Source organism: Psychrobium sp. MM17-31 (genome assembly GCF_022347785.1).
Lineage (GTDB): Bacteria > Pseudomonadota > Gammaproteobacteria > Enterobacterales > Psychrobiaceae > Psychrobium.
In genome coordinates this window covers 158,723-185,065 of record NZ_JAKRGA010000003.1, presented here as the reverse complement: position 1 = coordinate 185,065, position 26,343 = coordinate 158,723, and the positions used below count along the sequence as shown (strand labels likewise).

General features: G+C 42.4%; 31 protein-coding genes. 23 read left to right on the top strand and 8 right to left on the bottom strand.

Annotation, left to right across the window (positions count from 1 at the left end; genetic code table 11):
• Window positions 1-2 precede the first annotated feature (2 nt).
• Window positions 3-413, bottom strand: coding sequence for a hypothetical protein (locus MHM98_RS09745; protein ID WP_239439082.1), 411 nt, complete (start codon window positions 411-413; stop codon window positions 3-5).
• Window positions 414-615: 202 nt separating this feature from the next.
• Window positions 616-1,584 carry a dihydrodipicolinate synthase family protein gene (locus MHM98_RS09740; protein ID WP_239439081.1) on the bottom strand — a complete coding sequence of 323 codons (969 nt, stop codon included), beginning with the start codon at window positions 1,582-1,584 and terminating at the stop codon, window positions 616-618.
• Window positions 1,585-1,800: 216 nt separating this feature from the next.
• Here MHM98_RS09740 and MHM98_RS09735 point away from each other — a divergent pair, with 216 nt between their 5' ends.
• Window positions 1,801-2,010, top strand: coding sequence for a hypothetical protein (locus tag MHM98_RS09735; protein WP_239439080.1), 210 nt, complete (start codon window positions 1,801-1,803; stop codon window positions 2,008-2,010).
• Between the two features lie 18 nt (window positions 2,011-2,028).
• Here MHM98_RS09735 and MHM98_RS09730 read toward each other — a convergent pair whose 3' ends face one another.
• The 3 genes from MHM98_RS09730 to MHM98_RS09720 form a co-directional block, all read right to left on the bottom strand.
• Window positions 2,029-3,243 carry a diguanylate cyclase gene (locus MHM98_RS09730; protein WP_239439079.1) on the bottom strand — a complete coding sequence of 405 codons (1,215 nt, stop codon included), beginning with the start codon at window positions 3,241-3,243 and terminating at the stop codon, window positions 2,029-2,031.
• Window positions 3,244-3,355: 112 nt separating this feature from the next.
• Complete coding sequence (locus MHM98_RS09725) at window positions 3,356-4,180, bottom strand: SDR family oxidoreductase (protein ID WP_239439078.1); 825 nt, start codon at window positions 4,178-4,180, stop codon at window positions 3,356-3,358.
• Window positions 4,181-4,194: 14 nt separating this feature from the next.
• Window positions 4,195-4,491 carry a metalloregulator ArsR/SmtB family transcription factor gene (locus tag MHM98_RS09720; RefSeq protein ID WP_239439077.1) on the bottom strand — a complete coding sequence of 99 codons (297 nt, stop codon included), beginning with the start codon at window positions 4,489-4,491 and terminating at the stop codon, window positions 4,195-4,197.
• A 115-nt stretch (window positions 4,492-4,606) separates the two neighbouring features.
• On the opposite strand from MHM98_RS09720, the gene MHM98_RS09715 reads away from it, so the two are divergent.
• Genes MHM98_RS09715 through MHM98_RS09705 form a run of 3 tightly spaced genes read left to right on the top strand, consistent with a single transcriptional unit; the run spans window position 4,607 to window position 6,033 of the window.
• Window positions 4,607-4,957, top strand: a complete 351-nt coding sequence (locus MHM98_RS09715; RefSeq protein WP_239439076.1) for a rhodanese-like domain-containing protein — start codon at window positions 4,607-4,609, stop codon at window positions 4,955-4,957.
• Between the two features lie 58 nt (window positions 4,958-5,015).
• A complete protein-coding gene (locus tag MHM98_RS09710) occupies window positions 5,016-5,555 on the top strand; it encodes an RNA methyltransferase (RefSeq protein ID WP_239439075.1) in 540 nt (179 codons plus the stop codon).
• 16 nt (window positions 5,556-5,571) lie between these two features.
• The gene (locus MHM98_RS09705) at window positions 5,572-6,033 is read left to right on the top strand and encodes a thioredoxin family protein (RefSeq protein WP_239439074.1); all 462 of its coding nucleotides are present in this window, start codon (window positions 5,572-5,574) and stop codon (window positions 6,031-6,033) included.
• A 5-nt stretch (window positions 6,034-6,038) separates the two neighbouring features.
• On the opposite strand, the gene MHM98_RS09700 is transcribed toward MHM98_RS09705, so the two are convergent.
• The gene (locus MHM98_RS09700) at window positions 6,039-6,368 is read right to left on the bottom strand and encodes a hypothetical protein (protein ID WP_239439073.1); all 330 of its coding nucleotides are present in this window, start codon (window positions 6,366-6,368) and stop codon (window positions 6,039-6,041) included.
• Window positions 6,369-6,513: 145 nt separating this feature from the next.
• Between MHM98_RS09700 and MHM98_RS09695 the strand changes: the two genes are divergently transcribed.
• The 3 genes from MHM98_RS09695 to MHM98_RS09685 all read left to right on the top strand — a co-directional run bounded on the left by MHM98_RS09695 (window position 6,514) and on the right by MHM98_RS09685 (window position 9,493).
• Window positions 6,514-6,987 carry an FKBP-type peptidyl-prolyl cis-trans isomerase gene (locus MHM98_RS09695; RefSeq protein WP_239439072.1) on the top strand — a complete coding sequence of 158 codons (474 nt, stop codon included), beginning with the start codon at window positions 6,514-6,516 and terminating at the stop codon, window positions 6,985-6,987.
• 104 nt (window positions 6,988-7,091) lie between these two features.
• A complete protein-coding gene (locus tag MHM98_RS09690) occupies window positions 7,092-7,772 on the top strand; it encodes a flagellar brake protein (RefSeq protein ID WP_239439071.1) in 681 nt (226 codons plus the stop codon).
• Window positions 7,773-7,891: 119 nt separating this feature from the next.
• Window positions 7,892-9,493, top strand: a complete 1,602-nt coding sequence (locus MHM98_RS09685) for a cation:proton antiporter family protein (protein WP_239439070.1) — start codon at window positions 7,892-7,894, stop codon at window positions 9,491-9,493.
• A 78-nt stretch (window positions 9,494-9,571) separates the two neighbouring features.
• On the opposite strand, the gene MHM98_RS09680 is transcribed toward MHM98_RS09685, so the two are convergent.
• On the bottom strand, window positions 9,572-10,060 hold the full coding sequence (locus MHM98_RS09680; protein WP_239439069.1) for a DUF1456 family protein: 489 nt from the start codon (window positions 10,058-10,060) through the stop codon (window positions 9,572-9,574).
• Window positions 10,061-10,238: 178 nt separating this feature from the next.
• Here MHM98_RS09680 and MHM98_RS09675 point away from each other — a divergent pair, with 178 nt between their 5' ends.
• The 14 genes from MHM98_RS09675 to MHM98_RS09610 all read left to right on the top strand — a co-directional run bounded on the left by MHM98_RS09675 (window position 10,239) and on the right by MHM98_RS09610 (window position 23,425).
• The gene (locus MHM98_RS09675; protein WP_239439068.1) at window positions 10,239-10,835 is read left to right on the top strand and encodes a protein-disulfide isomerase; all 597 of its coding nucleotides are present in this window, start codon (window positions 10,239-10,241) and stop codon (window positions 10,833-10,835) included.
• A gap of 104 nt (window positions 10,836-10,939) precedes the next feature.
• Window positions 10,940-11,152 carry a hypothetical protein gene (locus MHM98_RS09670; RefSeq protein ID WP_239439067.1) on the top strand — a complete coding sequence of 71 codons (213 nt, stop codon included), beginning with the start codon at window positions 10,940-10,942 and terminating at the stop codon, window positions 11,150-11,152.
• Between the two features lie 67 nt (window positions 11,153-11,219).
• Complete coding sequence (locus MHM98_RS09665) at window positions 11,220-12,965, top strand: S41 family peptidase (RefSeq protein WP_239439066.1); 1,746 nt, start codon at window positions 11,220-11,222, stop codon at window positions 12,963-12,965.
• Between the two features lie 476 nt (window positions 12,966-13,441).
• A complete protein-coding gene (locus MHM98_RS09660) occupies window positions 13,442-14,707 on the top strand; it encodes a site-specific integrase (RefSeq protein ID WP_239439065.1) in 1,266 nt (421 codons plus the stop codon).
• Between the two features lie 341 nt (window positions 14,708-15,048).
• Window positions 15,049-15,912 carry a universal stress protein gene (locus MHM98_RS09655; protein WP_239439064.1) on the top strand — a complete coding sequence of 288 codons (864 nt, stop codon included), beginning with the start codon at window positions 15,049-15,051 and terminating at the stop codon, window positions 15,910-15,912.
• Between the two features lie 62 nt (window positions 15,913-15,974).
• Window positions 15,975-16,484, top strand: a complete 510-nt coding sequence (locus MHM98_RS09650; protein WP_239439063.1) for a Na+/H+ antiporter subunit E — start codon at window positions 15,975-15,977, stop codon at window positions 16,482-16,484.
• Complete coding sequence (locus MHM98_RS09645; RefSeq protein WP_239439062.1) at window positions 16,481-16,768, top strand: MrpF/PhaF family protein; 288 nt, start codon at window positions 16,481-16,483, stop codon at window positions 16,766-16,768. The genes MHM98_RS09650 and MHM98_RS09645 overlap by 4 nt, the downstream gene beginning before the upstream one ends.
• Window positions 16,765-17,091 carry a monovalent cation/H(+) antiporter subunit G gene (gene mnhG, locus MHM98_RS09640; RefSeq protein ID WP_239439061.1) on the top strand — a complete coding sequence of 109 codons (327 nt, stop codon included), beginning with the start codon at window positions 16,765-16,767 and terminating at the stop codon, window positions 17,089-17,091. Before MHM98_RS09645 ends, mnhG begins: the two co-directional genes overlap by 4 nt.
• Complete coding sequence (locus tag MHM98_RS09635; protein ID WP_239439060.1) at window positions 17,088-18,065, top strand: DUF4040 domain-containing protein; 978 nt, start codon at window positions 17,088-17,090, stop codon at window positions 18,063-18,065. The genes mnhG and MHM98_RS09635 overlap by 4 nt, the downstream gene beginning before the upstream one ends.
• Entirely contained in the window at window positions 18,062-18,418 is a 357-nt protein-coding gene (locus tag MHM98_RS09630) for a cation:proton antiporter subunit C (RefSeq protein WP_239439059.1), read from the top strand. The genes MHM98_RS09635 and MHM98_RS09630 overlap by 4 nt, the downstream gene beginning before the upstream one ends.
• Complete coding sequence (locus tag MHM98_RS09625; RefSeq protein WP_239439058.1) at window positions 18,418-19,908, top strand: monovalent cation/H+ antiporter subunit D family protein; 1,491 nt, start codon at window positions 18,418-18,420, stop codon at window positions 19,906-19,908. The genes MHM98_RS09630 and MHM98_RS09625 overlap by 1 nt, the downstream gene beginning before the upstream one ends.
• Window positions 19,908-21,446 carry a proton-conducting transporter membrane subunit gene (locus MHM98_RS09620; protein WP_239439057.1) on the top strand — a complete coding sequence of 513 codons (1,539 nt, stop codon included), beginning with the start codon at window positions 19,908-19,910 and terminating at the stop codon, window positions 21,444-21,446. Before MHM98_RS09625 ends, MHM98_RS09620 begins: the two co-directional genes overlap by 1 nt.
• Before the next feature lies 1 nt (window position 21,447).
• On the top strand, window positions 21,448-21,699 hold the full coding sequence (locus MHM98_RS09615) for a hypothetical protein (protein ID WP_239439056.1): 252 nt from the start codon (window positions 21,448-21,450) through the stop codon (window positions 21,697-21,699).
• Complete coding sequence (locus tag MHM98_RS09610) at window positions 21,689-23,425, top strand: Na(+)/H(+) antiporter subunit D (RefSeq protein ID WP_275441512.1); 1,737 nt, start codon at window positions 21,689-21,691, stop codon at window positions 23,423-23,425. The genes MHM98_RS09615 and MHM98_RS09610 overlap by 11 nt, the downstream gene beginning before the upstream one ends.
• 63 nt (window positions 23,426-23,488) lie before the next feature.
• On the opposite strand, the gene MHM98_RS09605 is transcribed toward MHM98_RS09610, so the two are convergent.
• A complete protein-coding gene (locus tag MHM98_RS09605) occupies window positions 23,489-24,172 on the bottom strand; it encodes a hypothetical protein (RefSeq protein ID WP_239439055.1) in 684 nt (227 codons plus the stop codon).
• 252 nt (window positions 24,173-24,424) lie between these two features.
• Between MHM98_RS09605 and MHM98_RS09600 the strand changes: the two genes are divergently transcribed.
• Window positions 24,425-24,973: a MarR family transcriptional regulator gene (locus MHM98_RS09600; RefSeq protein WP_239439054.1), complete on the top strand. Its 549-nt coding sequence runs from the start codon at window positions 24,425-24,427 to the stop codon at window positions 24,971-24,973.
• Window positions 24,974-24,985: 12 nt separating this feature from the next.
• Window positions 24,986-26,341, top strand: a complete 1,356-nt coding sequence (locus MHM98_RS09595) for a cytochrome ubiquinol oxidase subunit I (protein WP_239439706.1) — start codon at window positions 24,986-24,988, stop codon at window positions 26,339-26,341.
• The last annotated feature ends 2 nt before the right edge of the window (window positions 26,342-26,343 follow it).

Below are 26,343 nucleotides of genomic sequence, written 5' to 3'. Positions count from 1 at the left end.
ATTCACCAAAGCTGTTTAAATTCATCCCAAATCCCCATCGATTCATTGGGGAATATATCGATACCTAGCCATGATTTTAATAGGTATAGAATTACAAAAATCAGTCCTAGAATAATCGCTCCAACCACAAAAATTGCGGCAATAAAAACTAAGGCGGCACTAAAACGCTCAGTAGGCGTTAAACTACGTTTATTGATTCCGCCGAGAAAAACGATATAGAAACTCCAAGGCAAAAGCGGCAGCGCTAAGGTGGGTCGCAAATCGATTGTGTGATTACCAAAGTCGCGGGTACTTATCGATTTTTGTAAGGCTTTACGCTGTTTATAAGTAAAACTCGCAGCAATTTCAGGGTCCATCTTACTTAACAGTTGTTTGACGTGAACATGACGCTTCGAGGATTTGTATGTTGTCATAGCATTTTTCATCTCTTGGTTATTTATTTACTACAAAAGATCTGGCCTTTTTACTTATTACTAATAATAGACCCAAGATAATATCAGCGTTTTATTTTTCTCCTTAGTCAAGCTACTCAGATTCATATAATAGGTCGCTTTATTTTGGAAATAAAAAGCCCCGAATGAACGGGGCTTTTAAATCTCGTAAAATCGATGCCGATTAATCTAACAAATCAATCGCAGCAAGGCGTTCTTTTGCAAGGGCGTATCTTGCGCGAACATCTTCAATTTGCTCATCAGTTAATTTTTTACCGAGTGTACGAAGACCGCCAACAGCGTCGTCGTGGTGAACACCAAACGCAAACTTAAGGTATTCAAGCAATAGCGGCTGTGCGTCAAGGTACGAGATTGAATTCATGGCGCGAGAGATTTTGTTTGCCTCTGCCCAGTTACCAGCATTCACGTATTCTTGCATGGTTACGCTAGCTTTCGGGAAAATACAACCAACACCTGTGATACCACCACATGCACCAGCTAGGCCGGCGTGAATAGTTACCGTATCAACACCTGCTAACACTTTTAACTCTTCGTTTTCTAAGGTTAGTGTTTCGATAACCGATACATCAGAGGTAGAGATTTTTAGCGCTGTTACTTCTGGAAGCTCTGCTAATTTTCGTAGAAGCTCAGTTGAAAGCGCGTGGTAACCGGCTGCATCTGGATTGTTGTATGGCATGATGTTAATGCCAGCTTCGCGTGCAGCAGCAGTAGAAAGGGCATAGTAGTCATACATTTCTTCGTCAGTTGGAGTCGCTTGTGTTTTCGGTGGCATAACCATTACAGTGTCAACGCCAACAGCAGCAAGTTCTTTAACGATTGTTGCTAGCTCTTCTTTGGTTTCAGCTGTAGCGCCGCTAACTAACGGTACATTGAATTCTTTAGCAACTTCTGAAAGTGCTTTAAGTAAAGAAAGACGTTGTTCTACAGTTAGGTAGCTGTTTTCGCCAAGCGTACCAGAGCCGACTAGGCCGCCCATGCGAGTGCCGCCTTTGCCTTGAACACGTAAAATGTCTGCCGCATACTTTTGTGTCGCTGGAAGATCGATTTCTAAACCGTTGTCTGTTTCTTTCAGCCATGTAAATACAGCTGGCATAACCGTGTAGCGCCAATCTGTCGTAGTTGTTGTTTCCATTGTATTTTCTCTTTCTTTAAACAAGATTGTATACAGTATACATGCGTCGCAGTGGCAGTTCAATTAGCTTTCACAACGGAGTCAATGGTCAACCGCTAGACTACTGAAAATTATAACTTTATTCGGTTTTAATAAACAGGTACCATTCTTTCAAATTAATAACCAAGCAACATTGCTTAAAACACATCAAACTTTTCTTTAAGTAAAAGGAATTACATGAATAAGCTTACTATTTTGCAAATTAAAACTTCCGTCTTAGGTTTGGCCGTTATGGTAACGAGTATTCTCATACTCGAAGCCTTGCTTGGTGAGCTTCCAATCTCAGTTATCAGCAGTGTGATTATCGGTTCATTTATTTCGGTGTTCAGCGCTGCGTTATCCAAGGCCTATGAGCTAGGAAAGTCGGAAACAAATAGAGTAGACTAGATTATTTTGACTAGCGTTCTAATTCAGTTCGCTAATTACTACTTTGTCTCTGCCAGCGGCTTTGGCTTGATATAAGGCTTTATCTGCACATTTGACGACCATCGCAAACTCCGGCTTATGAGAGCTTTCAACAAAACAGGCACCTATACTCACTGTTGTAAAAAGTTCTTTCTCAGAAACTTTTTGTGCATTTACAGCCTTTCTTACTCGCTGTGAGACCTCTTCAAGGCTCTTTTGCGAAATGTTTGGAATAAAGATCAAAAACTCTTCGCCGCCCCAGCGCACCGCGATATCGGAATCGCGTAATTGCTGTTGAATGATTGTTGTTACCTCGACAAGACACTGATCACCAATATTGTGACCGTATTGATCATTCACCGCTTTGAAGTGGTCGATATCTATAAGGAGCAGGGCAAGATGGTATTGTCCTTTTTCGTTCTTAGCGCGATAAAACTTTGGCATTAGATAGCGACTGACGTAATTTCGATTGTACAAACCCGTCAATTTGTCACGATTTGCTGTTTCTGTCGTGAGTTTGAGCTTGTTTAAACTGCTTAGCAAATAGATAATCGTGCCGCAGCAAACTAACAACAGAAAATAGAGAATATAGCTAATAGTAGAGAAGCTTTCGCTTGCCATCTGCTTTTTATTGTTAATGTTAACCGCCAGAATAGCCCTGACATCACCAATCTCCCAGTCGGTTTTTTGGCTGTAGGGATGATTGTTGTGGCAATCGACACAAGTATCGTCGCTCATGGCAATTGGCGAGGCATAAAAGAATTCTTGGCCCTTGGAGTGGATGAATATTTGTTGCGGATTTTTGGTTAAAAAATCGAGTGCTTCTCGCTCAATTTCATTTTTGGGCACCGCGGTTTTTTCTCGCCAAGGAAATGGATAGTTAGAGTACATCCAAATACGAATATTCTCTTTATCGGCAGTAATAGTATCCGCAAGCTCTATCGCAAAAGTTGCGGGATTTGGGACCATATTGTCGCGTTGATGATAGTCGTGCCCTGACAAAACATCGGGTTTTAGCTGCTGAAATTTCTTTAAAGCGTCATGGCTATAATTTTGTCTCGCTTTATTGAGTAAATCGGAAACAATAGCGGCGCTTAGTTGATTTTGATTATAAATAATCTCTTTGAGGTGCTTGTCACTAAGGTATTTAGTCAGTGGCAATAAAATAACAGTAATGCCTAACAGAAGGAGAATAAATAAATACGATCTTTTCACTATTAACCCTCATCGAGCACTTGCTTTGAGTCTAGCAAAAAAAAATCGGCTATTCATAGATTATTATTATTTTATTTCGATCATATCAGAACTAAGCACTAAAAATGCAAAGCTATCCTTTCGCCAAGAGCTTATCTAACCAACAGCTTGGTAATAGCCTTTTTAACAGCGAAAACATTTTTGTTGGCGTAGTTACGCGGTAACGCACTTTCGCACGCTTGGCTTCTAACGCGTGAATCAAAGCTTTGGTTACTGCAGAAGAAGGAAGCGTCATTGCCCCACCAGGATTCTTCGAAGATAGTCGTTCAATCTGCACTAAGTAATCATCTTTATAAGCGCTTGGCTCGATATCAATATGCTTATTGAACGCTGTTAACGCATTGGCACGAAATTTTGTATCAATGGGTCCCGGTTGAATTAATGACACTTGAATATTGGCGTCTTTTAACTCCAAACGCATGGTATCGGTCAAACCTTCTAGCGCGTATTTAGAGGCATTATAAGCACCGCGATATTTAAGCGATACAAATCCCAATACTGAGCTACATTGAATAATACGACCATGCCCCTGTGTGCGCATGACGGGAATAATACGTTTTGTGAGTTCGTGCCACCCAAATAGATTGGTTTCAAATTGCTCGCGCAGCGCTGCTGTCGGCAGATCTTCTATCGCGCCCGGCTGACCGTAAGCACCGTTGTTAAACAAAAAATCTAACTGGCGATTAGTCTGTTCAAAAATTGCAGCGAGTGTTTGTTCAATAGAGTCGTTATCGGTGACATCTAAGTGATAACAGTCTAGTCCTAGGTTTTGTAATCTTTCGATGTCGTTTGGATTGCGCACGGTAGCGAACACCCGATAGCCGCGCTTTTGAAGTGTTAGCGCGGCGTTTAAACCGATGCCGGTTGAGCAACCAGTTATTAAAATAGATTTTTGCATAAGATTTATTGGGCTTACTCTTGGCAAAAACGCTGATAGAGGGTGTCTAATACGGCGCGCACGTTATCGCTTGCCACCGAGTAGTATATAGTTTGCGCTTGGCGTCTGGTTGAGACTAATTCAGCTTGGCGTAGGGCGCTTAGGTGTTGTGATAATGCTGATTGCGACAGTGGCACAATTTCATTGAGCTCGCTAACGCTGCGCTCTTGTTCAAGTAGGCTACACAAAATCATAAGACGGTTTCGATTGGCCATCATTTTCAATAAGCCTTCGACAACGGTTGCTTTCTCTGCCATTAATTCTGGTGACATGGTAAATCTCTATTAGATTGAACTTGCTTGACTCAGTATAACCAACTGCATTAGCACTTGCTAATATAGATTTAATCTATATGCTGAAGTCATTTGAATAACGGAGTTTATAGACATGTTAAGCACTATTCCAGATATCGTTGCCCAGATTAAACTAAACACTCGCATTATTACCGCAGACTCGGCTGCGAAAGAAATGACAGACAATAAAGGAATGTTAGTTGATGTTCGTGAACCTGCCGAGCGAGAACAAATAGTCGCTGCTGGCAGCATTAACATTCCACGTGGCTTGTTAGAAATGAAGATGCTTGAGTTAGAAAAAGATCCCCAACGCCCAATCTATTTGCATTGCGCAAGCGGTGTAAGAGCGATTTTCGCAGCAGAACAACTAACTCGCGTTGGTTATGAGAATGTCACTGTGATCAGCTGCCCAATGCCAATTTTGTCACAGACCAACTTTTTATAATTTATTTGCTGAGAAGTTCCTGTAAACTGACGCACAATTTTAATGTGCGGGCGTTTCCATGAGCCAATCAGAATCAAATAAAGACGATATACGCAGAGCCTATATCGGTCTAACTAATCCAAAGAGTCCAGATAATGTCGGCAGTGTCATGCGTGCTGCCGGATGTTATAACGCCAATGGCGTATTTTATACCGGTAAACGATTTGACGCGGCAATGAGTCGCGGTCAGAAACTTCATACTGATACTAAAAACGTAATTCGGAGAATTCCGTTGCAATCGGTTGGGAGTTTTCAATCGTCCATTCCACAAGGCGCAGTGCCTGTTGCTATTGAGCTTGTTGAAGGCGCTACATCATTAGTCGATTTTGAGCACCCAGAAAATGCCTATTATATTTTCGGTCCTGAAGATAAGTCACTGGATAAAGAAGTGGTTGCTTGGTGTAAGCACGTCATCTATATTCCAACCGTGGGGTGCATGAACCTAGCAGCCACCGTTAATGTGGTGCTTTACGATCGCATGGCCAAACTTGGGCCATTAGCACAAGGCGACGATCTTATTCGTGCTTCACGTGACAATAACAATCGATTAAAAGTTTAAAAGCGTAAATTTTACTATGAGAAAAATAACAACAATTGTACTTAGCGCCTTCCTGTTTTCAGCCACAGCCTGTGCTAGTGACAACAAACCATTTACCGGGGAAATCACTGGCGTAAAACTGGTGACAAACTATGACGATTTTAAGGCTGAGCACGAGAGTTACGATGTCGCAGAAGCGGACGTTGCGCTAATTAAGAATATCGACAGGCCGCTAGATATTCATGTGTTATTTGGAACTTGGTGTCACGACAGTGCTCGTGAAGTGCCGCGCTACTTAAAGTTACTTGCTGACGCTGGCAACAAGAACATAACCACTAAGCTCATTGGCGTTGATTACAAGAAAACGGCTGATGAAAAATATGACTTAAAATACACGCCAACCTTTATTGTGTTTTCAGAAGGCGTGGAGATTGGCCGCATTATCGAACGACCAAAGGCGTCAATTGCGCAAGACCTTGCTGATATTGTTAATCAATAGACTGCTTATTGTTTAATACAGCGCTTAACAATCACCACATCACCTTGGCGGCGCATTAACCCGCCAAGGGAAATCTCTGATTTAGTGTTAGCAATTGTCATGATTTGCGCTTTGTGGTTGAAGGCTACTGCAATAGCGTCATCGTGTTTGGTAATTGCGAAACTATTTGAAATCTCGTCAAAGGTACCCTGTGCTTGATAGCGTTTCGCCAGTTTAGAAAGCGCCGCAACATCCATATCACATTTAATCGCTTTACTGGCCTTGTCTAAGGATGGCCAGTTACTGTAACAGCCAGTGAGTAAACAGGTTGTTATTATTAGCGCTAGTTTCTTCATCTTTTAATCACTCGTTGCTTAACCATATTCATGATAACTAATTAATGATCGACTTTGCAGTTCAAATACGCAAATGGATGAAAAACTAGCACATTTCTTTGTTTTGACGTATGGTGTCGCCAGTTAACTTTCCAAGGAAATCATGATGTCTAAGTTTGTTATATTTAGTCTTTTAGTTATTGCTGTTGTATGGTTTTTTTACCGTAGCGATCAAGCTAAAAAAGCGGCTGCGGTTAACATTGCAGAAGGCAATGCGTTTTTGGCGGGTAATAAAGGTCAAGACGGTGTGCAAACAACACCATCAGGTTTGCAATATCTCGTGCTAGAAAAAGGTGAGGGCGAAGAACACCCAACGGCTAGAAGTAATGTCACCGTTCATTATCACGGTACGCTACTTGACGGCACAGTGTTTGATAGCTCTGTTGAGCGTGGTAAAACCATTTCATTTGGTTTGAATCAAGTGATTCCAGGTTGGACGGAAGGCGTTCAGCTGATGGTAAAGGGCGATAAAACACGCTTCTTTATCCCAGCGCACCTCGCGTACGGCAATCGTGCTGCTGGTAAAATTAAACCAGGCTCTACGTTAATTTTCGATATCGAGTTAATCGATTTCAAATAGTTGTTTGATTCGGTTGATTTAATAAAGTGGACGATGCAAAATCATTGTCCGCTTTTTTTTGCGCTAAAGTTACCGAACCACGATAAAAAAATAATAAGAAGTAAATGCAGCCACAAGATCTTAATGTCAATGAGTTTATGACTCATCTTAACCCGGGCCAAACGATTGATTTACAATTAGGGGGCTTAAACGGACCTCGAATCAAGCCAACAGTAATTGGTTTAGACATCGGTCGTTACTTATTGGTTAAATTTCCAAGTAAACTCAATGCCAATGACTACAAAGACGTCATGCTGCAGGGTAATGGTGCTATCGTGCGTTACATCGTTGAGGGAATGCGCGGCGAGTGTGTTGCGTTTTCAACCACCATACAACATATTTCGACAGTGCCAGATCGTCTGATTTTCTTAAATTATCCATCGAAAATTGAGAATCGTCAGTTGCGTACCCATCAGCGCGAAAAAACACATTTGCCGGCACAAATTTCACAAAGCATTAGCGATGGAAAACTTTCAGGTAACTGTATTGGCGGTTACATTGTCGATATATCACCACGTGGTTGTCAGTTTTCCTTCAAGCAACAAGGCAGCAATACCGGTGTTAAGAAATGTCCTATTCACATTGCCATTAGTCTTGTCGGTTATGACGAGCCATTGTTAGTTGACGCACATGTTAAGAATCACCGCGTTGAGAATGGACACATTTTGGTGGGCATTATGTTCGATGACAACAGCCTTGATAAAATAGATGCGCTGCTCGATGAGCTGTCAATTTCGGCTGACTAACGAAGGCTATTATTGGCACTGCTAATGTTCGACATAAAATGACACAAAAGCGTTGGGAAGATCACTTTTAGGTGATAGACTTTCAGCACTAATTAATCGTGTTGGTTTTCCCTAATATTATGGAATTACTCTATTTTTCTATTGCTTTTGTTTGTGGATTTATCATTCTTCAATTGCGGTTACCTCCGCTTATTGGCTTTCTTGCCGCAGGCTTCATCCTCAATGGAGCAGGTTATCAGTCAACCCCGCTTTTAGAACAAATTGCTGCACTTGGTGTGACGCTGCTGTTATTTTCAATCGGTTTAAAACTCAAAGTTAAAAGTCTAACAAAGGCCTACGTGTGGGGACCATCCTCCATCCATTTAATACTTACTAGTTTGATGTTTTCTGCTGTTATGTTGGCGTTTGGTGCGTTCGGTTTGCCAATGTTTACCGATTTAACCTTCGAAACCGCATTACTAATAGGTTTTGCTCTCAGTTTCTCTAGTACTGTATTCGCCGTTAAAGTGTTGGAACAACGTGGTGAAATGTCGAGTATTCACGGTAAGTTATCTATCGGCATTCTCGTTATGCAGGATGTGTTTGCAGTACTGTTCTTAGCAATAAGCACAGGTAAGGCCCCAAATATATGGGCTCTTGGTTTGTTGATTGGTCTGCCGCTACTACGTCCATTGCTATACAAAGTCCTCAATAAATCTGAGCATGGTGAGTTACTACCATTATTCGGGTTCTTCTTCGCATTATTAGTCGGCTACCAAGCGTTTGAGTTCGCGGGCTTGAAAGGGGATTTAGGCGCACTAATTATCGGTATGATGTTCGCGTCGCATAAAAAAGCCAGTGAGTTAGCTAAATCCTTACTCAATTTTAAAGACTTAATGTTGGTAGGCTTCTTTTTAACTATCGGCCTTAACGCACATATTTCGATGGAAGCTGGCATCGCCGCACTGTTGATTGTGTTGGTGCTGCCACTAAAGGTCGCTCTGTATTATGTGTTAACTAACGTATTTAGATTACGTGCACGTACTTCACTGCTTAACTCATTCACATTATCTAACTTTAGTGAATTCGGTTTAATTGTTTGTGCGCTAGCTGCTACATCAGGTTGGATTTCGGGCGAGTGGTTGGCAGTGATGGCCATCGCTGTGTCGTTAACTTTTATTATTGCTTCGCCAATCAATACCCATTCCAATGAATTGTACGTAAAAATAGAAAAATTCTTGCTCAAATACGAGCGTCCGGTGAGATTAGAAGTTGAGCAACCAATGTCACTGTTCCAAGCCAAGATTTTGATTTTCGGAATGGGGCGTATCGGTGCCGGTGCTTATGAAACCATCGCCCAGCGTTATCCTACGTCTGTTGCTGGTGTTGATATTAATCCTGACGCTGTACGTCGTCATCAAGAGCGCGGTCGCCATGTGATTATGGCGGATGCAACCGACCCAGATTTCTGGACTCGGGTTAATCATTCGCAAGTAGAAATGGTTATGTTGGCAATGCCAAAACACATTCAGAATTTAACCGCGCTTGAACAGTTAAAAGCCGCAAATTTTGATGGTCAAGTATCGGCAATAGCGAATTATCCCGATCAGCAACGCGAACTCGAAGAGCTCGGTGTGCAAACCACCTACAACTTCTATTTAGAAGCAGGGGCAGGTTTTGGTGATCACGTGACTGAAACCTTGTTTAAAGAAGGTAAAGAGGCTTCGACTCAACGAACTTAAATCTAGAATTTGCGTCGGTCATTCAAATAAAAAGCCAATCAACTGATTGGCTTTTTTGTTTCCACTGTATTATGAAACTTATTTAGTTGCTTTATCCTGTTCCGCAGGACGATACTTCTCACATAAACCAATTAAGAAATTACGCAGCATTTGATCGCCGCAAGGCTTGTATTGTCTTGAGCCTGGCTTACGGAAAAATGCGCTCATTTCAGATTTTGAAAATTTAAAATCGGCAATCTGCATGATCTCTAGCAGGTTTTCTTCACGAAGCTCAAGCGCAACACGGATTTTCTTAAGAATGATATTGTTGTTGATGCGAACCTTGGTCGGAGCAGGCGCTTTACTTGGGTCAGCAGGACCACGGTTTTTAATGATCAAACCATCTAAAAATTGCTCTAGTACAACATCAGAACACTCGATATAACCGTCTTGCTTTTCGCGTTTAAGTAAGCCGCTAATAGTGTTTGCTTTAACATTGGCTTTGGCGAGTTTAAAGATGTCTACCATCGTGGCTTCACGAAGATTCAAAGCATAGCGCAGGCGGCGTAATACCAAGTTGTTGATCATAATTAGGGCCTTTTGAAAAATTTTGCGCAAATTAGCATAAACAGATGCAGATTAATACTGACATTGAGACATAATGACAAATTCCTCGCAAATAACGCTGCCAACATTGATTAAGCAATTGAAATAGGGCGCTAAACCCCATAAGATCACGTCATATTATCTGTTTAGAAGAATCCGCATGAACTCACAACTTTATTTCGTTTATGACTCCCATTGCCCATGGAGTTATGCTTGCTTACCTTTAATCAAAGCTATCGCTAATTCTGATTTAGCCATTGATATTCATTTCATGCACGCTGCCCATTACAACGGCAGTGATGGTCCTGCAAAAGCGCAACTTAAAACCGTTATTGCAGATTCTAATATCAGCTTTGGCGCTGAATATTCAGCGCAAGTCAGTCAGTCAAAAGATGCGACTCTCATGGCAAACACTATGGCATGGCTAGTTAACAAGCAGCCGAAGCAAGCTTTAGCCGTGTTGAGCGCGCTGATGGAAGAACACTTTCAACATAATAAGTCTCTTGCTAATAAAGCAGAGTTAACTGCAACGCTTGAATCGTTAAAACTGTCACCACCAGGTAAAATTTTCAAAGATAAGCTAAGTGCCGATGCAATGCAGATCGTCGAAGATGTTAATGAAATTCAAGAATTGATTGGCATGCGCTCTTTCCCAATTATGTTATTGGCTATGGGGGATAATGCGGTATTACTAGATCATTCTCATTATCTTAAGCATCCAGATAAAATCGTTGAAGCGATTAAGTTAGAGCTGTAGCCAATACTCTAATATACCGCGCCCATATCATATTAAGAATTATTTGCATTTATGTACTGTCGGCATCATACTGCGAGCAATCTTATTCATTACTAAGGATATTTATGAATATTGAACTTACTATTTATGGGCAAGTTTATATGGCGTTTGCCGTATTGATTGGAGTATTGTGTTACCGCGAAGGACAATCAAAATCTGACTCTGCTACTTCAGTAGGAGTCATTGGATTTGTACTGTCAATCTTTCAACCATTCGGATTATTTTATTTACTTTATCTTTGGATAAAGTCACCGCTGGCAAATCAGAAAATGAGTTAACAATTGACAAAGTTCTATTGAATAACTATAAATACTTCAACAATTTATAGTAAAAATGGAACTTTTCATGAAACTAGCACCAATTTTTAGCGCAATCGCGCTAAGTTTAGCTACAACTTCAATTAGCGCGAACACAACTCCAACAACAGGCGCACCAACAAATACTCAAACAGCCAGCCAATCCAAGCAACAATTAGCACCACTTACTGATTTACAAAAACAAAACCTAGAACTCCTTGGCAGAGTCTGGGGATTCTTAAAATATCACCATCCTGCGGTTGCTACTGGTAAATACGATTGGGATAAAGAGCTTATTGAGCGACTACCAAGCTATTTGGCATTAAATTCAATTGATGCGCGTAATCAGTTTTTGGTTAAGTGGATTGATGAGCTTGGCCCCGTAGAACTGTGTAAAACATGTAAGCCAACAAGTGAAAACGCGGTGTTAAAACCAGACCACCGCTGGATTTATCAAACCGAATTACCGACGAGCCTTCGTAGTAGAATTCAATTCATCTATAAGAACCGACATCAGGGGGACCAGCATTATATTGTCAAAAGTAGTGCTGAGCATCCTAAATTTACAAACGAAAACGGCTATAAAGCACTAGGCAATCCTGATCAAAACCATCCTCTTTTAACACTCTTCCGATTTTGGAATATGATCGAGTATTTTTCTCCCCATAAAGATGTAACGGATAAAGAATGGAGCAGGGTGCTTGGCGAGTACATTCCTAAAGTCTTTGAATCAACAGTTCCATTAGACTATCAAACTCACATTGCAAACTTGATATCTGACCTCGATGATGGCCATGCGTTTATGGGGGGAATGGTGGTATTTCACCGGTCAAAAGGCGTAAATTTTCCTAGGTTCAAAACAGAATTTCTTGATGAACGTTTAATCGTTACTAAATTTTACGATAACGATATTGACACGCCTCCTGTATTAGCGCTCGGCGACGAAATACATGCTATAAATGATGTCGCAATCCATGACATTGTTTCTAAACAACTATCGATAACATCAAGCTCTACGAAACACGGAAAGATGGCGTGGATAGCGGACGAAATTCTTCGCTCAGACGATCAACAACTAAAAATTACATATAGTCGTGGCGGAAAATCTGACAATAAAATAGTGCCCCTATATGATATGCAAACGAGTGGTATGTTTAGCCAACCAAAAACTCAACCTGTGGGGTATAAAATTATATCTGACAACATAGGCTATTTAGACCCCAGCAAAATCCAAGGCGATGACATGCCAGCGATAAAAGCAGCGTTCAATGAAACCAATAGCATTGTGGTTGACCTCCGGAACTACCCAAGGTTTATAGTGCATGAACTAGGTGGCTGGCTTATTAAAGAGAAAACTCCTGTAGCAAAATTAACGACTTTTAATATCGATAACCCAGGTGAGATAGTTAATCTCACTATGGACTACATTGAACCGCGTAATGAACATTACGACAACCCCATAGCGGTTTTGGTAAACGAGAATTCTAAGAGCTTACCTGAATATACTGCTTTAGCATTAAGGGCCACGCCAAAAGCAACTGTTTTCGGACGAACGACTGAAGGAAGCGATGGCAACATGTCTCACATTCTTTTACCTGGACCGATTAATACAGCGTTTTCTGGTATAGGCGTTTTCTATCCAGACGGAAAACCAACACAACGTATCGGTATAATTCCTGACATTAGAGTTGGTCGAACCATCGAAGGCATCAAAGCCGGTAAAGATGAAGTGTTAGATGCTGCAATTAAATTCTTAACCGATAAACATAAAGAAAAAATTGCGACAGCAAATTAAATGACCAATTAATAACTGAACGTAAATTCTAAATTCAGAATTTATTCTGTACAAAATTAAGGCGACGCTACGTAAATTATTCAAGGGTAAGTCTAGTAACTTTTATCAGATTTCACGTAGCGTTGCTTATTTAATATCCACAAACACAGGGAAGCGTGATGATGCGGACTTAGTAAGAGATTTTTTACTAAACGAATGACAGTATTCAACACGGAGTAGCACAAAGAACTGCAACGCATTTGGTAAACGAAGCTAGAATGCCCCCTTGAAATTCAAAATATCATAGTGCGCATAATCTATATTATGTTAAATCCTATTAATGTGAGATTATAAGACATATGATTTGTGCGACAGGCAGTCCTTAATTACGCAACTATCTTAACCCTCTCTAATGTCCAATACTCTTAAGTATTGGACATTAGGTAATTCGGTAAATATAATCCTTCATCAATCCAGTTCCACGTATTTTGTCATTTATGCAAGCAACGCCGCTTATCGATACTTTTGATAACCTTAAACAGCAACAAGCATTAGTTAGAGATCGATACCTTCATAATAGCTATCCAGATCTCGCTCATTTCTTGGAATCACTATCACCAACTATTTTAGATATCGAAAACGAGCTTTGTTTTGTGATGGAATTTCTCTATTTAATGGGACGCAAATCAAATGGCACTTATATGCGTTTTCGAAACGAAATTGAGCGTTGGTGTCTTTATTGTTGGCAAGCACGTGCTAAAAGTATCTTCGATGTAACCCGCAAAGATCTCGAAGCCTATATCGATTTTGTGTATCAGCCTGATAAGGATTGGATTGGCACTTCGGTTCAACAACGCTTTATCGACGTAAATGGTTTAGCAAAATCAAATCCTAAGTGGCGTCCGTTTGTGGCCAAACTTGCAAAGTCGCTTACCAAACGAAATCCGTCACAATCCGCACCCGTTGATAGTTACCGTCCTTCGCAAGAATCGCTAGTGGCGACCTTCACAGCGCTAAGCGTTCTTTATCAACACGCGCAAATGGAAGATGTTTGCGATAAAAATTACGTGCCTGTCGTTAAAAAATCTTGTCCATACTTAATTAAGCAAGTTCAACGAAAAACGCCTGACACGCTTAATCAACTGCAATGGGAATATGTGTTAGGCATCACCAAAGAATCAGCGGATGAAAATCCAAAATTTGAGCGCAATCTGTTTATTATTGCGACATTAAAGAGCCTATATCTTCGCGTTTCAGAGCTGTCTGAACACGCGAAATGGTCACCAAAAATGTCTGATTTTTCAGTGGATGATGATGGATTTTGGTATCTAACAGTATTCGGAAAAGGTAATAAAGTCAGAGACGTAACTGTGCCAGAGGCATACATGCCCTATTTAAAACGTTATCGTGTGTCACGTGGGCTGCCTTCCCTACCCGCGCCTGATGAAGATACGACTATGCTCAATAAATTACGTGGTGCGGGCAATCTTACTGCACGTCAAATTCGACGCATTGTCGAAGAAAGTTTTGACCTAGCTATCGCAGCATTAAAAAAGGATGGTTTTGTAGATGACGCAAATTACTTAATGGCTGCGACAACACACTGGCTTCGTCATACGGGCGCTACTGAAGATGCAGGTAGCCGGCCACTTAAACATCTTGCCGACGAACTTGGCCATGCATCATCAGAAACCACTGACCGAAATTATATTCAAAGTAATATCAAAGATCGCGCGCGCTCAGGACAGCATCGCAAAGTTTGATAAACGAGAATTACGACACGCACGTTACAGCGTAATTTTAATTGCTTGTTTCAACTAACCCCGCTATCTTTTCGCAAAAGATTCGCCATAAGTGGCTAAAATACCAGCAAACAGTTTTTCAGTTAGCACATGCTAAAACGCTAGCACGGTCCAGTTCACAGTTAATCTACTTTCGCAACATTTCTTTTACAATAAAGGTTTCAGGCAAAATTTTGCGACTAATGTCCAATTTCCTATCTTAAATCCCATAGTTTTACAACTACTTTATCTTGATCTACTTGTCTTGACTGGGCAATATTTAGCCGCTAACTTAATGAAAACGTGAAAGTTCGAGGAAGATTATGGCGAAGTCAATTTTGGTTTTATCAGATATCAACGAGTCTGGAAATTGTGCGTTAAACAAGGCACATGAAATAGCGGCACCTTTAGGTGAGCAGATTGAAGTGGTACGTTTTGTTAAAACGGGCAGTAATCAGAATAACCCAAGCGATATCGCCGCCACCAAAGACAATCTCCAAGCTTCCATCGACCGCATTTTTGCTGATTACCCTCACAAAGAAAACATCATCAACCAAGTAGTGGTTACCGACGACATTGTAAGTTGGGTTAACACGCACTGCGAAAATAATGATTTTGATTTAGTGGTTAAGGCAGGACATCGCTCTGAAACCTTCTTCCACACGCCTTGTGATTGGGAGTTAATTCGCACATTGCAGGTTCCTGTGTTAATCGCCAGCCAACAGCATTGGCGTAACAAACACGCAATTTTGTCAGCAATAAACCCCGATGCAAAAGACGATGCTCACAAAGCGTTAAACGACACCATTTTGCAATGGAGTAAGAAATGGGCACACACGTTCGGTTCAACAGTGAATGTAGTCTATAGCCTTCCAGTACCAAACATCTTAAAAGAACTCGATATAATCGACATGGAAGAATACGCCAATAAACACCGTGTTGAAGGTGAGCAAAAAGTGACAGCGTTGTTAGAAAAACACGGTTTAGCTGACGCTAATATTCACATTACTGCAGGTGCACCAGATCGCACTATTCCCCACTGCGCTAATGAGCTTAAAGCAGAATTAGTCATTATGGGAAGTACAGGTAAAAGCGGCCTTAAAGGATTAATCTTTGGCAATATTACCGAGAAAGTAATGCACAATCTGCGCACCGATTCTCTCTCTATTGAACTCGAGAATAATTAGTTCATTGCACCTAAGTTAAGTAAGTACGCTGGTCAACAATAGCAATGCCGCGAGAGGAAAATATGTCGCAAAAAACAAATCCAATTGTTCACTATGTCATTGTTTGGCCATTAGTACTTTTTGCATTTTGGCTATTACTCTCTGGATTTTTTAAACCTTTGTTGCTCGGATTAGGTGTGGTTTCGGTAGTAACTGTTGTTTCATTACTTTACAAAATGGACAAACACGACGAACAGACTCAGCCACTACCTCTTTCTCCTCGCTTTTTCGCTTACGTTGGATGGCTATTGGTTCAGGTTTTTAAATCCGGTATTCAAGTAACAAAACTAGTTTGGACACAGGGAAAAACTGTCGAGCCGACATTAGCTACATTGTCTATCAGAGATAAATCTGTCAACACTCGTGTGCTTTATGCTAATTCCATTACTTTAACACCTGGTACGCTGTGTATCGATATTGATGAAGAGAACGTTACCGTCCATGCCCTACAACATAAATCTGTTGAACAACTTGATAAAGGTGAGATGGCGCGAAGGGTTGCTAACGTCAATAAAGAGGGAGAATCATCATGATTTTGGCGGCAACTTCCATCGCAATTTTATCCGTAATGGCTTTAGCACTCGCCAGAGCGTTAAAGGCAGAAACTGTCTACGACCGCATTCTCGGCGTAAATATGTTTGGCACTAAAACCGCCCTCTTTATTGCAGTAATGGGTTTTTTAGCTGGCCGACCAGATTTTCTCGATATTGCAATTGTTTATGCGTTGATTAACTTCATTGGCATGGTCGCGGTGTTGCGTTTTTTTGAATACACCTGTGACAACGCGGATAGCGGCGTTGAGGAGCAATCGAAATGATTTTAGACGTGTTGAGCGCTATTTGTTTATTACTAGGCGCATTTTTCAGTCTGACAGGTGCCTTTGGCTTATTTCGGTTTCCGGATTTTTTTACCCGAGTTCACGCTGCCAGTGTTACGGATTCGATTGTGACTCTCTTAATTGTTGCGGGCTTAATGCTGCGCACTGACTTTGACTTGGTCACAGTAAAACTACTATTTATCGCTATCTTCCTATTGCTAACCGGACCGACTGCGTCACATGCTTTAGCAAAGTCGGCGCGTCATGGTGGTCTGTTAACGATGCCGGAATCTAAGAGTAACCAAAAGGACAGCAATTCATGAATGAGTTTATCGATATTGTCTTGCTTGGGATGCTTGCAATTACCGCTCTTGGCGTCATTGTTCTAAAAGATCTGTTCGCGGTTGTCATGCTGTTTGGCGTTTACAGCTTGTTGTCAGCGTTAATCTTTGTCAATTTAGACGCAGTCGATGTGGCGTTTACAGAAGCCTCTGTTGGTGCAGGAATTTCAACGGTTCTTATGTTGGGCACGTTAGCGCTAACCGGGCGTAAAGAAAAGTCGACTAGTACCATAAAACTCATGCCTTTGCTCGTCGTGTTGGTCACTGGCGGTGCGCTTTTGTATGGCACGTTAGACATGCCGCCATTTGGCGATCCAAATAACCCTGCGCATCAGCATGTCGCTCCGCGTTATATTGAAGAGTCTCCAAAAGAGATTGGCTTGCCAAATATGGTTACCTCGGTATTAGCGAGCTACCGTGCTTTCGATACCTTAGGGGAAACAGCCGTGGTATTTGCTGCGGCAATTGGCGTTCTTAGCATTTTGGGACTCCCAAAATCTGAACGCACTGCACTAGCATCGGGTCTTCAATCGCACTTGGTACTAAAAGTCGTTGCCAAACTCATTATTCCACTAACAATTTTGTTTGCCCTCTATGTGCAATTCCACGGCGATTATGGACCCGGCGGCGGGTTCCAAGCTGGGGTTATTGCTGCTGCAGCAATCATTCTTTACGCATTGGTCTTTGGATTACCTGTCGCACTCAAGGTATTGCCACCAAGTACGCTTAACATTCTTGTTGCAAGTGGCGTCCTTATTTATGCAGGCACTGGGCTAGTAAGTTTTGCACTTGGCGCTAACTTCCTCGATTACAATGTTTTAAGCAGCGATCCTGTCGCTGGTCAACATCTCGGCATCATTCTTATTGAATTAGGCGTCGGTATTACTGTATTCGCAGCGATGCTAAGCATATTTTTCGCGTTTGCTAATCGCGCTGAAAGGAAGAATATCTCATGAGTTTTGTCACCGATTATTACAACTACTGGGTCGTAGTATTTTTAATGATGGCAGGGTTTTATGTTGTCATTGCAGCAAATAACTTAGTCAAGAAAGTCGTTGGCTTGGGAATATTCCAGACGGCTGTGTTTATGATGTATATCACTATCGGTAAAGTCAAAGGCGGCTCCGCACCAATAGTGGCTGAGGGCGTTGAGAGTTTCTCTAACCCGCTACCTCATGTTCTTATTTTAACGGCGATTGTGGTTGGTGTTGCCACCACTGCCGTCGCCCTCGCCTTAATTATTCGTATCAAACAAGCCTATGGCACGATTGAAGAAAATGAATTTGAAGACAAGGAAGATCTTATCTAATGATTGACCAACACCTTGCTATTCTGCCAGTCGTGCTGCCTTTAGTTGCAGCGCCCCTGTGCTTTATTCTACCAAGACATTCACTTGCTTGGCTCGTTGCCTGTGCAACCAACTTCGTTAGTTTTGCCGTCGCGCTATCCTTATTGTTACTCACCATGGAACAAGGCGTAGTTAGCTATGCGGTTGGCGGCTGGTCCGCGCCGTGGGGGATCGAAATGCGCATCGATGTCGCAAGCGCCATCGTTCTTTGCGCGGTGAGCGGCATTTCATCCCTCGTTTTAATTTATGCCAAAGACAGTATTGCCCATGAAATAGCCGCCGAGCAATGCAGTCTGTTCTATACAGCCCATTTGCTGTGTTTAACCGGGCTATCAGGCATTCTAATTACAGGCGATGCCTTTAATTTGTTCGTATTTTTAGAAATCTCTTCGTTAGCAACATACACCTTAGTAAGTTTAGGGCGTGATCGCCGCTGTTTAACCGCTGCATTTCGCTACTTAATTATGGGCACCATCGGGGCAACCTTTATTTTGATTGGTGTTGGCATGCTTTACATGAAAACCGGCACCCTTAATATGATGGATTTGAGTGAACGCCTCGCGTTACTCGATGGCAATCGCACGCTTAACACTGGACTGGCGTTTATTTTGATCGGCGTTAGTATCAAGCTTGCCCTCTTTCCTCTGCACATGTGGTTACCACCGGCTTACACACATGCACCGTCGGTGGTTAGTGCGTTTCTCGCAAGTACCGCAACTAAGGTTGCTGTGTATGTAATGATCCGCTTTATCTTCACGATATTCGGCGCGAGCTATGTGTTTGAAGAAATGGGCATGAGCATCATCTTATTAGTGTTAGCGATTGTCGCTATTTTCAAATGCTCTTTCATGGCCACCGTCCAAAGTAACGTGAAGACCGTACTTGCCTACAGTAGTGTGGCGCAAATTGGCTATATGATTTTAGGTATTAGCCTTGCGACGTCACTTGGATTAATGGCGGGCTTGCTCCATATCTTTAATCACGCCCTCATGAAAGGCGCGTTGTTTATGGCAGTAGGATGCGTCGCGCTACGCACAGGTTCTGTAGATATTAAAGCCTTCCAAGGTTTGGGTCGTAAGATGCCGTGGACGATGGCAGCGTTTACCATTGCGGGATTAAGTATTATTGGTGTGCCGCTCACTGCGGGGTTTGTCAGCAAGTGGTATTTAGTCACTGCGGCGCTTGAGCAGCAACACTGGCTGATAGCATTCTTCTTATTAGCAGGCTCTTTATTAGCAGTGGTCTATATCGGACGAGTATTAGAAGCTGCCTATTTTCAAAAAGCTGAAAACGATGTGTCCATTCAAGAGGCTCCTCTACTTATGTTGATCCCTATGTGGCTTTTAGTTGTTGCGAATATCTATTTCGGTATTGATACGTCAATGACAGTAGGCGCAGCAGAGTCTGCAGCACAGTGGTTGACCACAACAAACGTTACGGAGGCTAACTAATGGATTTATGGACAGCCTTTGATATGGGGCAATTAGTCAATGCTGCTATAGTGACGCCTTTAATAGGGGCGATACTTGTGATGTTGCTTGGAAAACAGCCCAACTTGCGCGAAGCCGCATCTATCAGTACTGGTGTGGTATTGTTTAGCATTGTGTTAGCCATCACGACGCGAACCTTTGAGCTGTTTCCTACGCAATCTATTGAGACGGCTACACAGTGGATCAGCATCCTACCTAACTTAGCCATTGAATTTTCAGTTGAGCCACTGGGTGTCTTATTCGCGCTGGTTGCAAGCCTGCTATGGATAGTGACAACAGTGTACGCCATTGGTTATATGCGAGGTCACGGTGAAATAAATCAAACGCGATTCTTTACCTGTTTTGCGCTAGCAATCAGCACGGTGATGGCGATTTGTTTCTCCGCTAACCTACTGACTCTATTTATCTTTTACGAACTACTAACGTTATCGACATTTCCGCTCGTAACCCATGCAGGTACTGAAGATGCAAAACGTGGCGGGCGTATTTACTTAGGTATCTTGTTAGGCACCTCGATCGCGTTCCTATTGTTTGCCATTTTAATTACTTGGGTCACAGCAGGTACGTTAACCTTCAGCGAAGGCGGTATATTGTCGCAACCGTCTAGTTCAACGACTGGGCTACTCTTAGTGCTGTTTTGTTACGGTGTTGGTAAAGCGGCCATTATGCCGTTTCACCGTTGGTTACCCGCGGCTATGGTGGCGCCAACGCCTGTGAGTGCCCTACTACACGCGGTGGCTGTCGTAAAAGCGGGCGTGTTCAGTATCCTTAAAATTGTGATTTACATTTTCGGTATTGAATCACTCACTCAGATCCCAACAGCAGATGTCATGCTCTATATCGGCGCTGCCACAGTGCTACTTTCATCATGCATCGCAATGACCAAGGACAATTTAAAGGCACGTCTGGCATATTCGACTGTTAGTCAGCTCAGTTATATTGTAGTAGGTGCGCTGCTCGCTTCATCGGTTGCGGCTGCTGGTGCAACGCTGCATATTGCGACTCACGCCATCGGTAAAATTACCCTATTCTTTTGTGCAGGCGCCATTATGGTGGCTTCACACAAGAAGAACATCAGCGAAATGGTAGGTCTTGGTCGTGTTATGCCCTTCACCATGGCAGCATTTGCAGTGGGAGCGCTCAGCATCATTGGCCTGCCACCGCTAGCCGGTACCTGGAGTAAATGGTATTTGGTTGTTGGTGCGCTCGATAGCGACAAACTGATTATCGTCGCGGTATTAATGATAAGTTCGCTGCTTAACATTGCGTATTTATTACCAATTCCAATCAAAGCATTCTTCGCGAAACCTCAGGATGGCGAAAATACAGAGAAAAAAGCATGGTCAACCGCCGAGATTAAAGAAGCTCCGCTCCCAAGTTTATTAGCCATTGGCTTCACGACACTAGGCTGCTTTGTGTTGTTCTTTTACCCGCAACCATTAATTGCGCTAATCAACCTAATTCCCGGTGTTTCCACTGGCATAAATGGAGGCTTCTAAAATGAAAGAGAATGAACAGCAAGACTTCTTTGATAAGCCTTCCAATATTCAGATGATGCTCAGAGTGTTTTACGTACTTTGCGCCGTTTTAGTATTGGTTGATTTCGTTGTACATCGCCACATCTATCACGATTGGGAGAACATTCCCGCTTTTTACGCCATTTATGGATTTATTGGTTGTGTTGTCTTGGTATTAATTGCTAAAGCCATGCGCAAAGTGTTAATGAAAGAGGAAGACTACTATGATAAGTAGCTTGTCACAGATGCTACCATCGCTGCCGCCTTTCTTGCCCTTGATGATTGGCGCGCTTGCCGCAATATTTTTACGTGGTTACCTGCGCAGCTTCATTATGCTCATTACCCCGATCTGGGGTGCACTTGCGCTAGCTGGTATTGAGCCAGGGGTGTACTGGAGTTTTGAATTTATCGGTTACCAATTAGAGCCAGTTCGGGTTGATAAATTAAGCTTAATTTTCGGCTACCTCTTTCATTTAGCTGCTTTTATTGCGGTCATTTATTCATTACATCTAAAAGACACCATTCAGCACTTCGCTGGTCTTAGTTATGCATCTAGTGCTGTTGGCGCTGTGTTTGCGGGCGATTTGCTGACCTTATTTATTTTTTGGGAATTGTTAGCACTCACCTCCGTGTTCTTGATTTGGGCTAGACGCACCGATCGCGCTTACAGCGCTGGCATGCGCTATATCATGATCAAGGTATTATCTGGCGTATTATTGCTCGTTGGCACTATTATTTTTATTCATCAGACAGGCAGTGCCCGCTTTGAAGATATTGGTCTTGAGCATGAGGGAATGCTCAACATAGGTGCATGGTTAATCTTTATTGCATTTGGTATCAAATGTGCGTTTCCCTTTGCCCATACGTGGCTTACCGACGCCTACCCTGAGGCAACACCGACCGGTACTGTCTTTTTGGCGTCATTTACCACCAAGGTAGCCGTGTATGCCCTAGCACGTGGTTTCGCAGGCACTGAATTGCTGGTATGGATAGGCGTTACTATGGCATGTTTCCCTATTTTCTATGCGGTAATAGAAAATGATCTACGCCGAGTCCTAGCCTATTCGATGATTAACCAAATTGGTTTTATGGTTGTTGGCGTTGGTATAGGAACGTCACTGGCGTTAAACGGCGCTGTTGCTCATGCATTTAATGACGTCATTTTTAAAGGGCTGTTAATGATGAGCATGGGCGCAGTACTACACATGACAGGTCGAATAAATGGCTCTGAGCTCGGCGGCCTTTATAAGAGTATGCCCAAAACCACAATATTATGTGTTGTCGGGGCAGCATCAATTTCCGCCTTCCCGCTGTTTAGTGGGTTCGTGTCAAAATCGATGATCATGAGTGCCGCTATAGCAGAGAATTACGAAGTTGTTTGGTTGCTGCTATTGTTCGCTGCGGCTGGTGTATTCCATCACGCGGGCATTAAAATTCCTTATTTTGCCTTTTTCGCTCACGACTCGGGCATCAGGACCACTGAGCCACCAAAGAATATGCTTGTTGCGATGGCACTAGCAGCAATCTTATGTGTTGTTATCGGTAGTTTCCCAGCATATACAGTCTACGCGTTATTGCCATGGAACGAGCACTATCAACCTTATGATGTGACACATGTGTTAACCCAGCTTCAACTATTGTTCTTCTCTGCAATGGCGTTTGTATGGCTTAATCTGAAAAACATGTATCCGCCAGAGCTGCCTTCGACCAATCTCGACACAGACTGGCTCTATCGAAAACTCGCACCTGCATTCGTTAAGCCGATATTTAGCGCATTGCGTAACAGTGTTGAACTAGTAGAAAACGCTGTAATTGCGGGCGTTAAAGGTCTTATCAATCAGTCGTACGATGGGAAAAAAGAACGACCACGTGGCTATTTCGCCAAGCTGTGGCCCACCGAAACTATGGTGATGTGGGTAGCGCTGCTGTTAGGCGGGATTTTGCTGATGTATTACTTTTAGTACGGCGGGCGTTAAATCGACTAGTTAAAGAAAAAGCCAAGCAACAGCTTGGCTTTTATATGTTTAAATGACTTCCGTTGTTGCAACGACTTCTTTATTCCACACTTGAGGCGCTGTTGAGTTAAAGCGAGAGATTGTTTTCTCGCTATCGCCTTTGAGTAAATAGTATTGGTTTTGATAAATATTCCAACGGCATAAGTCAATTGGCGTCACTTCTGACGCGTTAACGGAATCGACCGCTTGTGAGCGCTCTAACGCTGCGGCGACTAATTCAGAGCAGAAAAATTTACTGAAATCTTCATCATTCCCACCGATTATCGAATTTGTATCAAAGAGTTTTTCGAACGCGTCGACTGCAGACATCAACGCCTGCCCTAGATCATAAGAAATCGCTTGTTGAGATTGATGATAGAGAAAGTCAAAAAAGGCTTGGGCATTAAATCGGTGCTGACGAAGCTGCTCGGATAATGGTAACCACCACACATCGCCATCGTAGTCTTCCAAAACCTGACTAAAACGCGAAATTGCTACCCCTTTTTTCCCTGTTGATTCGATAATCTGATTAAAAAACTGTCCGTCACTTGCATCAGGTAACTGCGTTTTTAGAATAATTCCGACATGAGATACTTGCGAAAATGTCGCTAGTTTAATGACTTTGGAGAATGCACCGTTGCCGCCAAAGGCAATCACATCACCCGGTTGCATTTGGGCCCTCGCTTGTTGATATCCAAGTTGTTGCGCTTTCATTTGCCATCCCTCCATGGTCAATTTCAAATTCTCAAAGAAATACTATTTAGATTGCCTTAAAGAATAATACTTAAAGACCATTAGGTTGTCGAACATGAGTAAAATTGAGTAATCGAGCTCAAACGAATTCGAAAGACAATTGACCTAACGCATAACTACTTTGATTAGTTAATTATCCGAATAAATATTGATCTTTATCAATATCGGCGTATAGTTTCAGAAAATACTGAAACTTCAGAAGGTAATAGTCTAATGATAATAGCACCTAAATTAGAATCCTTTGTCATGCATTGTGGCGAAATGGGCAGTCGTTGGGGATTTAACCGCACAGTTGGCCAAATGTACGGTTTGATGATTATTTGTGAGGAGCCATTAACGGCAGTAGAGTTAGCGGAAACACTTAATATTTCTCGCGGCAATGTCTCTATGGGCATCAAGGAATTACAATCTTGGCGTTTAATTAGCGTTACCCACAAACCGAAAGACCGAAAAGAATATTACTCGCCTGCTGGCTCAATCTGGGATATGGCGATTCGCGTATTTGAAGAGCGCCGCAAACGAGAGGTTGACCCTACCCTGTCTTTACTTCGCGATAATCTACTTGATGAACCGACTAACGAAAAAGAAGAATATGCGCATAAGCAGCTCCATGAGATCCATGATCTGTTAGAAACCGTCACTCAGTGGGCTGGCGAGCTGCAAACAATGAATCCGGAAAACCTTACAACCCTCATGAAATTGGGTTCTGGTGTCAGTAAGGTACTGGATATAAAAGACAAACTACTTGCCAATAACAGCTAAGGAGATGTCATGATTGAAGAAACACTGATGCTGTCGCGTATTCAGTTTGCCGCCAATATAAGTTTTCACATTCTATTTCCGACAATCACCATCGCGTTAAGCTGGTTTTTAGTTTACTTTAAGGTAAAAGCCAATATCACCAAAGATCCTGTGTGGATGCGCATGTATCGCTTTTGGGTCAAAATATTTGCCCTTTCCTTCGCTATTGGCGTTGTATCTGGCGTTACCATGTCTTTTCAATTCGGTACGAACTGGCCTCAGTTCATGGAAAAAGTCGGCAATATCGCAGGGCCTTTGCTCGGCTATGAAGTACTCACCGCATTTTTCTTAGAGGCGTCTTTTCTAGGTATCATGCTCTTTGGTATTAAGCGAGTGCCGCCTGTTGTTCATACCATCTCAACGATAGTGGTTGCCGTTGGCACTAGCTTATCAGCATTTTGGATCCTCGCGTTAAACTCGTGGATGCAAACGCCTCAGGGCTTTGAGATGATCGACGGTGTAGCTTACCCGACGGACTGGTGGGCAATTATATTTAACCCATCTTTCCCTTATCGTTTAGCGCATATGCTTATCGCTTCTGGATTAACAGCGTCATTTTTAGTCGCTGGTATTACAGCGTATCGTTTGCTTAAAGGTGACAACAAAAAAGCACCAACCAAAACGCTGAAAATTAGTTTAACCGCGGCGATGATCTTAACAACTTTACAAGTCTACGTTGGCGATTTACATGGTTTGAACACGCTTAAGCATCAGCCTCAGAAAGTTGCTGCCATGGAAGGACTTTGGGAAACAGAATCTGGCGTACCTTTATTACTATTTGCAACCATCGATGAAGAAAATCGTGAAAATGGTTTTGAAATCGCGATTCCTAAACTTGCTAGTTTGATCTTAACCCACGAATTTGATGGTGAGCTTAAAGGACTTAATGAGTTTGAAGGTAATCACCCACCAGTAGCCCCCGTTTTTTATGCTTTTCGCATTATGGTCGGTCTGGGATTCTTCATGTTGGCCGTCTCTTGGATAGCCCGTATTACCTTGGCAAGAAGGAACGAATTACCGAATTGGATGCTTAAGATTCTCGTCTTGATGACATTTTCGGGATGGATCGCTACGTTAGCTGGCTGGTATGTCACTGAAATTGGACGCCAACCATGGCTAGTCACTGGCGTACTAACGGTCAAAGAAGCTGCAACTGACATTGCGCCATCGAATGTGATGTTCTCACTCGTTGCATACTTAATTACTTATGTTGTGGTGATGTGGGCGTATTTACATACGTTACTCGTCATGAGCCGACGTGCCGTTGAAGTAGAAGAAATTTCTGATAATGAGTACTACTCTCACACCCAACCAATGAAGGAGGCTTAAAT